At 48.1% G+C, this 12063-nt stretch carries 11 protein-coding genes; 9 read left to right on the forward strand and 2 right to left on the reverse strand.

All coding sequences use genetic code 11. The features are described from left to right. Positions 1 to 119: 119 nt before the first annotated feature. Complete coding sequence (gene can / locus FEN17_RS15250) at positions 120 to 752, forward strand: carbonate dehydratase (protein ID WP_138366206.1); 633 nt, start codon at positions 120 to 122, stop codon at positions 750 to 752. Positions 753 to 878: 126 nt separating this feature from the next. Further along, positions 879 to 2045 (forward strand): PepSY-associated TM helix domain-containing protein, encoded by a 1167-nt coding sequence (locus FEN17_RS15255; protein WP_138366207.1) that lies wholly within the window; start codon positions 879 to 881, stop codon positions 2043 to 2045. A 3-nt stretch (positions 2046 to 2048) separates the two neighbouring features. On the opposite strand, the gene FEN17_RS15260 is transcribed toward FEN17_RS15255, so the two are convergent. Further along, entirely contained in the window at positions 2049 to 2867 is an 819-nt protein-coding gene (locus tag FEN17_RS15260) for a glycoside hydrolase family 16 protein (protein ID WP_138366208.1), read from the reverse strand. Positions 2868 to 3037: 170 nt separating this feature from the next. On the opposite strand from FEN17_RS15260, the gene FEN17_RS15265 reads away from it, so the two are divergent. The 7 genes from FEN17_RS15265 to FEN17_RS15295 all read left to right on the forward strand — a co-directional run bounded on the left by FEN17_RS15265 (position 3038) and on the right by FEN17_RS15295 (position 9743). Beyond that, a complete protein-coding gene (locus tag FEN17_RS15265) occupies positions 3038 to 4039 on the forward strand; it encodes a bile acid:sodium symporter family protein (RefSeq protein WP_138366209.1) in 1002 nt (333 codons plus the stop codon). A gap of 15 nt (positions 4040 to 4054) precedes the next feature. Further along, a complete protein-coding gene (locus FEN17_RS15270) occupies positions 4055 to 4678 on the forward strand; it encodes a DUF4230 domain-containing protein (protein ID WP_138366210.1) in 624 nt (207 codons plus the stop codon). Between the two features lie 30 nt (positions 4679 to 4708). Further along, entirely contained in the window at positions 4709 to 6085 is a 1377-nt protein-coding gene (locus FEN17_RS15275) for a glutamine synthetase family protein (protein ID WP_138366211.1), read from the forward strand. Positions 6086 to 6147: 62 nt separating this feature from the next. Next, positions 6148 to 6921 carry a glucose 1-dehydrogenase gene (locus FEN17_RS15280; RefSeq protein ID WP_138366212.1) on the forward strand — a complete coding sequence of 258 codons (774 nt, stop codon included), beginning with the start codon at positions 6148 to 6150 and terminating at the stop codon, positions 6919 to 6921. A 149-nt stretch (positions 6922 to 7070) separates the two neighbouring features. Further along, positions 7071 to 8462: an aldehyde dehydrogenase family protein gene (locus FEN17_RS15285; RefSeq protein ID WP_138366213.1), complete on the forward strand. Its 1392-nt coding sequence runs from the start codon at positions 7071 to 7073 to the stop codon at positions 8460 to 8462. A gap of 4 nt (positions 8463 to 8466) precedes the next feature. Further along, on the forward strand, positions 8467 to 9177 hold the full coding sequence (locus tag FEN17_RS15290; protein ID WP_138366214.1) for a glutamine amidotransferase-related protein: 711 nt from the start codon (positions 8467 to 8469) through the stop codon (positions 9175 to 9177). Between the two features lie 47 nt (positions 9178 to 9224). Beyond that, a complete protein-coding gene (locus FEN17_RS15295) occupies positions 9225 to 9743 on the forward strand; it encodes a phosphoribosyltransferase family protein (protein WP_138366215.1) in 519 nt (172 codons plus the stop codon). 23 nt (positions 9744 to 9766) lie between these two features. Here FEN17_RS15295 and FEN17_RS15300 read toward each other — a convergent pair whose 3' ends face one another. Continuing rightward, positions 9767 to 12028 (reverse strand): alpha-galactosidase, encoded by a 2262-nt coding sequence (locus FEN17_RS15300; protein WP_310589762.1) that lies wholly within the window; start codon positions 12026 to 12028, stop codon positions 9767 to 9769. Positions 12029 to 12063 lie beyond the last annotated feature (35 nt).

The raw sequence follows: 12063 nt of genomic DNA on the forward strand, positions 1-12063 counted from the left end.
AATTACAGATTTTTTTTCCTAAACGGGACCGGCGGGTTTTAAATGAATATGTAGGATATTGTGCCCGGATTCAGTCCGCGCGACATCCCGCATAGAAAACACCTGAACACAAAAATCAAATGGAACAATACAAACGACTTCTGGCTGCCAATAAAGAATGGGCTGCCGAGCAGCTAAACCTTGATGCAGATTATTTTACCAATCTTTCCAAAGACCAGAAACCCGATTTCCTCTGGATAGGTTGCTCCGACAGCCGTGTGCCTGCCGAAGACCTGACCGGCTCCCAGCCAGGCGAAATGTTTGTGCACCGTAATGTGGCCAACCTGGTGGTACATACCGATATGAACATGCTGAGTGTGCTGCAATATGCCGTGGAAGTGCTGAAAGTGAAGCATATCCTGGTTGTAGGACATTATCAATGTGGTGGCGTACGGGCTTCAATGACGCATCAGGACCTGGGTTTGATCAACAAATGGCTGCGCAACATTAAGGACGTTTATGACAAACATTCCGAAGAACTGGAAGCCATCGCAGAAGAACCTGAGCGGTTTGACCGACTTGTGGAATTGAATGTTGTCGAGCAGGTCAATCACCTTTCTGAAACTACGATCGTACAGAAAGCCTGGCACAGGGGCCAAGAATTAGCCTTGCACGGCTGGGTATATGGTATGCACGACGGGATTATCAAAACCATCGTCCACATGCCGCCGGGAACCGAAGTAAAAGGGATTTACCGGTACGATTTCGAATAGGGCCAACCTTTCTGCGCATCAAACGAAGCAAAATTTCTGTGTTTTTACAAAAATCATGGCGACGGTATAGCTCCTAAGCTATATCTTCGCATTTGTATTGAGTCTAAATAAGAAAAGAGCGATTTGATGAAGAAGCTGATCGGTAAGATTCACCTTTACCTGGGGCTGGTCTCGGGTATCCTTGTTTTTGTGATCGCGATCACGGGCTGTATCCTTGCATTTGAGCAGGAAATAAAAGCAATTACGCAGCCTTATTTATTTCATGAAAAACAGGAAGGCGGAAAAATCCTGCCTCCCTCGGCGCTCGCGGCAATTGCGGAAAAAGAGCTTCCCGGCAAAAAAGCAAATGGTGTACTGTACGATGTCCCCGGCAGAAATGCACAGGTCGGGTTTTATAATTTAGATCCTGAATTTTACTACGTTGTTTACCTCAATCCCTACACCGGCAAAGTGGCCAAAGTATGGAATGAGGACGACGATTTTTTCCACCTGATTCTTCACGGACATTATTATTTGTGGCTTCCCGAGAAGATCGGCCAGCCGGTAGTGGCTTCGGCTACGCTGATTTTCTTTTTTATGATGATCAGCGGATTGGTACTTTGGTGGCCCAAAAACAAGTCGGCAGCGAAGCAGCGTTTTTCTATCAAATGGAATGCAGCCTGGCGCAGAAAAAACTATGACCTGCACAATGTGCTGGGTTTTTACATTATGTCGATTGGCGTCGTTTTGGCGTTCACGGGTCTGGTTTGGGGCTTTCAATGGTTTTCGCAGGGCGTTTATACCCTGACCGGCGGCGAAGGATCGGACTTGTATTATAATCCGACTTCTGATACCACCGTGGTTTCTACTGTTTCGAAACCCATGCAGGCTGTCGATCGTGCCTGGTTTACTTTGCAAAAGGAATATCCGAAGTATTCAAGCCTGAATATTTCCATTCCTCATCTGCGCTCTGAGTCCATTTTTTCTTATGTTAATTTCCGGGAGGGCACCTATTATAATGTCGACTATAACTATTTTGACCAGTATACCTCAAAGAAGATCAATGCTACCGGGCCTTATAGCGGGAAATACAGCGAAGTCAATCTTGCACAGACATTGCGCCGCATGAATTATGACATTCACACGGGTGCCATCCTCGGACTTCCGGGTAAAATATTAGCATTTTTCGCCAGCCTCATTTGCGCCACCCTGCCCGTCACCGGCTTTGTAATCTGGTGGGGACGGAAAAACAAGGGGCCGAAAAAAGCGAGGAAAAGCTTTAAAAGCCTGAAACCGGAAGTTGTTGTGCGCTAAGGTTTATTTCTTTTGAAAAACCCTTACATAATCGATTTCAAATCTCGCCGGGAATGTGGTATTGGCCGGATCGCCACCATTATCTCCCGCCACCGCCAAAGTCAGCAGCATGTAATGTGGCTGGTGAAAAGGCTCAATATTTTTGTTCTTCAAATTCAAACCCTTGGGATTATCCTGCGTAGCAAGCAGCTGATCATCCACATACAGCTTCACCGATTGCTCGTCCCAGTCCATCCGCCAGACGTGAAATTTCTTCGACCATTCGGGATCATTGAATGTTGTGATCGGTGTTTTGACTGAATTCCAAACCGGTTTATACTGCTCGTTTGAGCCCCAGGCCAGGTTTGCCAGCAATGTTCCGCGGTAAAATTCCATGATGTCGATCTCGCCGTTATCCGGCCATTCTCCCTGCGTCCCCAATGTCCAGAAAGCCGGCCACAAGCCCAGCCGGGTATCGATGCGTGCTTTCATTTCCCATCTTCCATATTGCCAGCTATGTTTTCCGCGGGTAATCAAACTGGCCGACGTATACGCTGCAAATTTCCGGTGTTCCTTCCAGTTTTTACTATCTGATACAAATTTTGGGTTCTTGACCTGCTCTTTTCTGGCTTCAATAATCAGGTATCCATCTTTGCAGAAGGCATTTTCCTCCTGAAACCATTGAGCCTCGTGATTTCTGGTGAAACCTTTTTCAGCAGACCAGTTGGCCGGATCGGGCGCGCCGTCTTTGTCGAATTCATCCGACCAGACGAGTTTCCACTGCGCAAATGTGGTGGTCAATGTGGCGAAGAAAATCAGGATGAGGCAAAGCAGATTTTTCATGTGAATGTTTAGCAGATACCCCTTTTAAAGAAGGCTGGGCATCATTATTACCCAAATCGGCAAAGGTTCGGGAAGGATATGCTGTTGAAACCAGTTTTAGAATTGTAGCTTTGCTTTCACCCAAAGCCGTGTTCGTTTTCTAAAATAGTATTGCACACGATTTTAAGCGTATGAGTAAAACTTTTGAAACAGCCAGGAAAGCAGGGCTCGACGGATTTATGCTGGCCCTGATGAGTATGATCTTGCTGGCATGGCTCTGGCCGTATCCCGGCATGAAAACCAGTCCGCTGCACCTTTCCGAAATTTCCAGTTACGCGGTTTCCATCATTTTCTTTTTCTACGGTCTCCGGCTCAGTCCCGAAAAGCTCCGTGCCGGGCTTATGAATTGGCAGCTGCATGTGATGGTACATTTGTCCACATTCATTTTATTTCCACTTATTGCCCTCGCATTCAGGCCTTTTTTTACAACAGAAGAAGGTCAGACACTCTGGCTTGCTATCTTTTTCCTCACCGTGCTGCCTTCCACCGTTTCGTCATCCGTGGTGATGGTTTCAATTGCGCACGGCAATATTCCAGCCGCCATTTTCAATGCCAGCATTTCCAGCCTCATCGGTGTTTTTGTCACGCCGCTCTGGATGGGTATGGTGATGGATGCCGGACCGGAACATTTCGATCTGCTTTCGGTAGTCGGAAAACTGTCTTTACAAGTACTATTACCAGTATTTGCCGGGATTTTTCTCAATAAAAAGTGGGGGCATTTCGCCGAGCGGCACAAAAAATTCATTCGCTATTTCGATCAGTCTTCGATCCTTCTGATCGTCTACACATCTTTCTGCGAATCCTTTGGAGAACACCTTTTTAGTTCGCTTGGAATAAAAGAAATCGTATTTTTAGCCGCAGGAATGCTGGCGCTTTTCTTTGGGATTTACTTTTTGCTGACCTTCATCGGGGGCCTGCTGAAATTCAACCGGGAAGACAGGATTACGGCGGTTTTCTGTGGTTCAAAAAAATCGCTGGTGCAAGGCGCAGTGATGTCGAAAGTGCTTTTTGCCGGCCCGCAGGCAGGTATTATGCTCTTGCCGATCATGATTTACCACGCCCTGCAACTGATCGCGGCCAGTATCATTGCGCAGCGTCTGGCGCGGGAAGTGACGGACGGAAAAGCGGTTTAACTCAAAAAATCAGGTATGCGGTTGTTTTCGTGGTTGGTGCGTTTGCTGGTACTCATACTCTTATTATCGGGGTTGCAGTCGCTCTGGGGCAGTTTTCGTTCGGGCAACTGGCTGCCTGGCTGGCTCTCCGGGAAAGACAATGTTGAAACCATGCACAACCTGGTGTTGCAGGAAGTGAGCGCGATGGGCAAACTGGAACTGGTGAAATACAATTTCAAGGATGTGGTGGAGCAGCAGATTGTGAAAATGTGGCTGCCTAATGCCAAAGCAATATTAATCGTACAAGGTGAGGCGATCGGCTGCGTGGACCTGACCCAGATGGAAATTGCGGACATTACTTCTGATAGTGAAACGTTGGTGGTGAATATGCCGGAGCCGGAGTTGTGTGTTTTTAAAATAGATCACAGTAAATCAAAGCTTTACAATACCGAGTACGCCTTCAATGATGAGGGAAAGCTGGTGCAGGAAGCTTATAAACAAGCGGAGAAGCAGATCCAGAAATCGGCCCTGGATATGGGAATACTGGATCAAACCAAGGAGAATGCACGGAAAATCCTGACGCCGGTTTTGGAAAAAGCCTCCGGAAAAAAGGTTGTCCTGAAATTTCCTTTGAATGCTAAAATTGACCAGTTACGCTGACAGATAACGCTACATTAACTTCCCTTTTCGATGACTAAAAAAGGATTTCTGACACAGGAAGAGCTTCGGGCCAGGATTGCGGAGGGAGAAATTGAAACGATCGTCGTGGCTTTTACCGATCATTACGGTCGCCTGATGGGCAAGCGTGTGGACGCCGATTATTTCCTCGATTCGGTGATCAAATCAGGTACCCACGGCTGTAATTACCTGATGACGACAGATATGGCGATGGAGCCGGTGCCGGGATACCAATATGCGAACTGGGAGTTAGGCTACGGCGACTTTCATCTGGTGCCCGATCTGGCAACATTAAGGATCGCCGACTGGCTGGAAAAAACAGCATTAATACTTTGCGATGTGCACAATGAAAAATCGCACGAGCTGGAATCCATCGCGCCGAGATCGGTCTTAAAAAAGCAGCTGGACGCACTCCAAAATGACGGAATGCAATGTTTCGCAGCTTCGGAATTGGAATATTATTTACTGGAAAATACATACCGTCAGGCATTTCAGCAAAATTACCAAAACCTGACGCCTGCCGGCTACTACCTCGAAGATTACCACATTATGCAAGGCACGCGGAATGAGAAATTCACTTCCGTGGTACGTCGGCATCTGAAAAACTCCGGTATCCCGATCGAAACTTCAAAAGGAGAGTGGGGTTTGGGCCAGCACGAGTTGAATGTAAAATATTCGGACGTGCTTTCGATGGCGGATAACCATGTGGTTTACAAGCAATGTTTGAAAGAAGTGGCGGATGCGATGGGACTTTCGGTCACATTTATGGCCAAGTTCGTGACAGACCAGGCTGGATCGAGCAGCCACATTCATATGAGCTTGTGGAAAGATGGCGAGAATGCTTTCGCAGGAGACCAGCAATTCGGCCCCGTGAAAGGTTCCGACATTTTCCGCTGGTTCCTCGGCGGCTGGATCAAGCACGTGCCCGACGTCATGCCCTTTTACGCCCCGACCATTAATTCCTACAAACGTTTTGTGGACGGTTCCTGGGCACCCACGCGGCTGGCGTGGAGCTACGACAACCGCACAGCAGGCTTCCGCGTGGTAGGAAGTGGCGCTAGCCTGCGCATCGAGTGCCGGATTCCCGGCGCGGATTGCAATCCGTATCTCGCATTTGCAGCCTCGCTAGCGTCAGGTTTGGATGGAATCAAAAACCAGATCGAACCGCCGGAATGTTTCGTCGGCGACATTTACGCCGCAGCGCATTTACCCCGCGTCCCGTATACCTTGGCTGAGGCGGTTACGCTTTTTGAAGGAAGTGATTTTGCGAAAAATACCTTCGGAAAAGAAGTCGTCGAACATTACACCCATTTTTTCAAAAGTGAACAAAGGGCGTATGACACCTCGGTGACAGACTGGGAGCGGAAAAGGTATTTCGAGCAGATTTGATCGGATAGATCTGACATTTATAAAAACTCAATTACTATCATAATCCATTAACACCCAACCCCATGCGTTTAGAAAATAAGGTAGCCCTCATTACCGGAGGCAGTGGCGGAATTGGCCGGGAAACTGCCATTTTGTTTGCCAAAGAAGGAGCCAAAATTGTTGTAACTGACGTGAACGAAACAGGAGGCCAGGAAACCGCGGATGAAATTGTCAAAAATGGCGGCGAAGCTTTTTTCCTGCGTTCCGATGTTTCCAAAGCCGCTGACTGCGAGGAGGCTGTGAATTTTGCGGAAGAGAAATTTGGGAAGCTCAATATTATCTTCAATAACGCGGGCATCATGCACAGCGACGACGATAATGCCATGACGACCGAAGAATCGATCTGGGATTTGACCATGAATATCAATGCAAAAGGCGTTTTCCTGGGCTGCAAATACGGTATCCCGGCATTGCAGCGCGCAGGTGGCGGCTCCATCATCAATACTGCATCCTTCGTCGCAATTCTCGGTGCAGCGACACCGCAGATTGCCTATACCGCCAGCAAAGGTGCGGTACTAGCATTGACCCGCGAGCTCGCCGTCATCCATGCCCGCGAAAACATCCGCGTGAATGCATTATGCCCGGGCCCACTGCGTACGGAGTTGCTCATGAAGTTCTTAAACACCGAAGAAAAAAAACAAAGACGCCTCGTCCACATCCCGATGGGACGTTTCGGTGAAGCGAAAGAAATGGCTTATGCCGCATTGTTCCTGGCTTCGGATGAATCGTCATTCGTTACCGGTACTGACTTTTTGGTTGATGGCGGGATTACTTCGGCTTATGTGACACCTCTGTAAAATGTGGGTTATTAGTCATTAGTAGTCATTTATAGTCAGGTGTTGTCAGGTATTGTTTAATCGAACATAAGAACAACACTTGACCATACTTGACAACAAATGACAATAAATGACTTTCCCCACTTTCACTTTTTACACTCTAAGTAAGAATGGCAATTCAAAAAACGATAAGCCCTATCGATGGGTCAGTATATGTTGAGCGGGAGCTGGCTGAGGCAGATGCAGTAGAGGCTGCATTAAATAATGCAGTATCTGCTCAAAAGGAGTGGCGCAAAACTTCGCTGGCGGAGCGGGAAGCTATTTGCCGCAAAGCTGTCGAGTATTTCCTGAATAACGCGGACGAAATCGGGCTGGAACTGACCTGGCAGATGGGGCGACCGATCCGGTATACGGCGAATGAGATCCGGAAGGGATTTCAGGAGCGGGCAAATTATATGATTTCGGTGGCTGGAAAAGCGCTGGCTGATGTGGAAGTGGAGGAGATTTCGGGTTTCAAAAGATTTATCCGCCGCGATCCGCTCGGGGTTATTTTTGTGGTTGCGCCGTGGAATTATCCTTATCTAACTTCAGTGAACTCGGTCATTCCTGCGATAATGTCCGGCAATGCGGTGATTTTGAAGCATGCGAAGCAGACGCCGCTTTGCGCGGAAAGGTATGCCGCCGCATTTGAGTATGCAGGTTTGCCCACCGGCGTTTTTCAATATTTACATTTAAGTCACGAGCAGGTTGCGCAGGTAATTGGCGATGAACGCATTGATTATGTAGCATTTACAGGATCTGTGGAAGGCGGTCACGCAGTGCAAAAAGCGATCAATGCACGCTTTATCATAGGCGGGCTGGAACTGGGGGGGAAGGACCCTGCCTACGTCCGGGCTGATGCCAACCTGGCCGATGCAGTTGAAAATCTGGTAGATGGATCTTTCTTTAATTCCGGCCAATCTTGCTGCGGGATTGAGCGGATTTATGTACACCAAGACATTTACGACCAGTTTGTCAGCGATTTTGCCGAATTGACCAAAACTTACACATTAGGAAATCCGCTCGATCAGGATACCACATTGGGCCCGATGGTGCGAACTTCGGCAGCCGATTTTGCCCAAAAACAAATTGATGAAGCGATTGCGCAAGGTGCTACTGCGCTGATTGATACGACATTATTCTCGGCGCATAAATCGGGTACACCCTATCTCGCGCCGCAGGTTTTGATCAATGTCAACCACGAGATGGAAGTCATGTCGGAAGAAACATTTGCTCCGGTCGTCGGCATTATGCCGGTAAGCAGCGACGAGGAGGCGATTAAGCTCATGAATGATAGCCAATATGGCCTCACGGCTTCAATTTGGACAAAAGATATTGATGCCGCCATCAAAATCGGGGAGCAGGTGGAAACCGGTACCTGGTTTATGAACCGCTGCGACTACCTCGATCCGGCGCTGGCCTGGACCGGCGTCAAAAATTCCGGCCGGGGTGTCACACTTTCGACCGTCGGGTATGAAGCATTGACGCGGCCAAAATCTTTTCATTTGAAAATTAACGCGTAGCGCTATGAAAGTCGGATTGCTGGAATGCGACCACGTGCGGGAAGAATTGCAATACATTGCCGGGGACTATCGCGAGATGTTCCCGGCCTTGTTTTCGGAGGTAACTTCCGAGTGGGATTTTCATTTTTACGATGTCTGCAACGGACAATTCCCGGAATCAGTCGATGAATGTGACTTATACATGTGCACCGGCTCCCGGTTTTCGGTGTACGATGAGGAAGATTGGATTTTGCGGTTGAAACAATTTGTCAGGGATATTTATCAATCCGAAAAGATGTTTGTCGGGCTGTGTTTCGGTCACCAAATGTTGGCTGAGGCGCTGGGCGGGCAGGTTTTGAAGTCGCCGGGCGGCTGGTGTGTCGGCGTGCATCGTTTTGACATAACCCATCCTGAAATGTGGATGCAGCCGCATTTGCCTTCGCTGAATATGCTCATGATGTGCCAGGATCAGGTGATGACCATGCCCGAAGACAGTACTCTGCTCGCCACCAGCGAACATTGCCCGGTGGCAATGTTCCGGGTAGGTGAAAATATGCTGGGTATGCAGGCGCATCCCGAATTTACCAGGCTATATGACAAGGCTTTGATGGAACTTCGTGTGGAGCGGATCGGGGAGGAAAAGGTGCGCCTGGGAATTGAAAGCCTGGCGCTGGAAGTGCACCGTACCGAGGCCGCACAGTGGATAAAGAACTTTGCAGAGGCTATCAAAAAGTAAGATGTATGCTTAATTTTACTTTCCTTTTTTAACGAATCCCGATTCCGATGAGTGACAGCAACATAGCTTCCGGCCGACAAATTCTCAGCTCCCACCAGACGGGACAAAAAATCCGGCGGATCGCTTTTGAGATATACGAGCAAAATTTTGAGGAAAAAAGCATTATCGTAGCGGGCATTTCCGGCGAAGGTTTTGCATTCGCCAAACGCCTCCGCGACGAGCTGACGGACATTTCGCCACTGAATGTACAGCTGGTGGAGCTCCGATTCGACAAGCACGTTCACTTCCAGAGCCCTATTCTTTTTGACCATGAGATCAATGTGGAAAATCAGGTCGTGATCGTGGCCGACGATGTTTTGAACACCGGCCGGACATTGGCATTTGCCCTGGAACCCTTCCTGAAAGTCCGCATGAAAAAGGTGCAGGTTGCCGTCGTAGTCGACCGCGGGCACCATTTATTTCCCGTCCATGCCGATTACGTCGGATATTCGCTCAGCACTACATTGACGGAGCACGTGGAAGTTGTGCTGAGTAATGCCGAGGAAGAAGGTGTTTATTTGAAATAATATTAAGAAAGATTTCGGCTCATTTATTGGGCCGAAATCTCTACAATTACACTGGTTCTCCGCGCACTCACTGCCGGGTTGAAACCCACGGTCATCAAAAATTCACCCGAATAAACCTGGTCTTCCTTTAAAGCGGTTTTCGTTTCCGGGTACAAATTCAGCTCTTTTACCTTGTATTTTTTCGCAGGATCGAGTCCCTGCAAACGGAAAGGCGTGTCTGAGCCGTCACCATTCCGGTTGCCGGTCAGGTAGGAAAAGAGGATCGCGCGGTCTTTATTTTTTGATGAAAAGAGGAGTGAAGCGTAGCTGTTTTCCTTCGGGTCGACAAGCCGGTACAGGTCGCCGTGCCACACTACATCTTTGATTGAATTATAGGTAGCAACTGCCTGCTGGCTGAATTGAAGGTCTTTTTCATTCAAATGACTTACCACAATATCATAGCCGAGCCGGCCCATCATCGCTACGTCTGTCCGGTATTTCAAAGGTTGTTTGCCCCAGTCGGTGACGTGGGCGCTTTGGGCGATGGCGGGGTAGAAGTACGAATATTCCCACTGCATGAAAATGCGTTCGAGCGGGTCGGTATTATCGCTGGGCCAAAATTCGGTGAAGTACTTTAACGCCTCATAATCAACACGTCCGCCGCCGCCGGAGCAGAGCATCATCGGTACCTTTGGATACTTGGCGCGCAGTTTTTCCAGCACTTTGTATAGACCTTTTACATAATCAACATACAGCTGAGATTGTTTCTGCTTGCTTTTTTCGAGGTAAGCCGAGTGCGCGTTGAATGTGATTGCATTACAGTCCCATTTAATGTAGGCCAGATCCGGATTTTCGATAAAAAGCTTGTCCAGGACGCCGAAAACAAATTTTTGCACTTCGGGATTGGACAAATCGAGCGGCAGCTGGTTGCGCATATGATGTTCGGGCCGCTGCGGTTCTTTGATCACCCAATCGGGATGTTTTTCATAAAGCTCACTTTTCGGGTTCACCATTTCCGGCTCGACCCAGATACCGAATTTCACGCCCGCATTCTTGGCCTCTTTGACGAGGTACCCGATGCCATGTGGCAGTTTTTTAACATTTTCCTGCCAGTCGCCGAGCCCGGCCTGGTCATTATTCCTGGGATATTTATTGGCAAACCAGCCATCGTCGAGCAGGAAAAGATCTACGCCCAGTTTCTTTCCGTCCTTGAAAAGTCCGGACAGTTTTTCTTCATTAAAACCAAAATAAGTAGCTTCCCAGTTGTTCAGCAGCGTCATTCTTGATCCCTCGCCATCCAGGATCCGGTATTTTCTGGCCCAGTTGTGCAGGTTGCGGCTGGCTTCCCCTTTGCCATTTTCGGAGAATGTATAAATGAATGATGGCGTCGTGAATTCTTTGTTTGAAGCCAGCGGATATTCGGAAGCGTAATTGTTGATTCCCGCAATCAGCCGCAGGTTATGGTACGAATCCACCTCAAAATCCATCCGGAAATTACCCGACCAGCCCAATGTTCCGAGCAGCACTTTTCCTTCTGTTTCGGTGGCAGGTTTGTCAAATGATAATTGAAAACTCGGCGGCTGGAAGAGGTTGGCACGGGTTCCCAATTTGGAATCCAAAACCCGCATCCCGGCCGTCAGCTGCTCTTGCTCCGGGTTCATTTCCTTGGCCCAGGTACCATTATAATGTGTCAGGAAATAATCTTTGGCAATAAAATACAGGTTGGCACTGGCGTATTTGTTGAGGGTTATCTCACCTTTTTCAGCGCTTTTAATGACGCTCCACTGCTCGGTGACGTCCTCATGAATGTAAGTTTTGTAATGCAACGTCACCTCGACCGCGTAAACCGGATCTTTCAAAACAATGCTGGTCAGCGTCACATTATCATTTTCCTTGCTGGTTTTGTGGCTCACATACACCAGATCCATCGACTTATTTCCATCCGAATGCGTGACTTGCAAGGCAGGCTCTGACACATTCCACGAACCGGCGGGTGTGTAGGCAGAGTTGTATGTTCCCGCATTCCCATCATGCTGGCGGCTTTGGGAGGTTACCAGCTGATATTCAACAGCTGAGCCCAATTTTTTACCAAAATAAGTGATACCTAAATGATTCTCTTTGTCCGTTTGCAAAACCAGCGCATTGTGCAATGTTTCAATCGGGATTGTTACGGCATTTTGGGCCAGTGAATTTTTAGTGATTAAAAACAAAAAGGGAAGCAGGAAGGAGAGGCGCAAAGCTGAATACATAGGTGAAGCGTAATATTTGAATGTCCAGAAAATGAAAAAGGATCGAAAACTGCTCATGTTACTCAGCATTTCGGATCCTTTTTAAAAGTAAA

Source organism: Dyadobacter luticola (assembly GCF_005860805.1).
Lineage (GTDB): Bacteria > Bacteroidota > Bacteroidia > Cytophagales > Spirosomataceae > Dyadobacter > Dyadobacter luticola.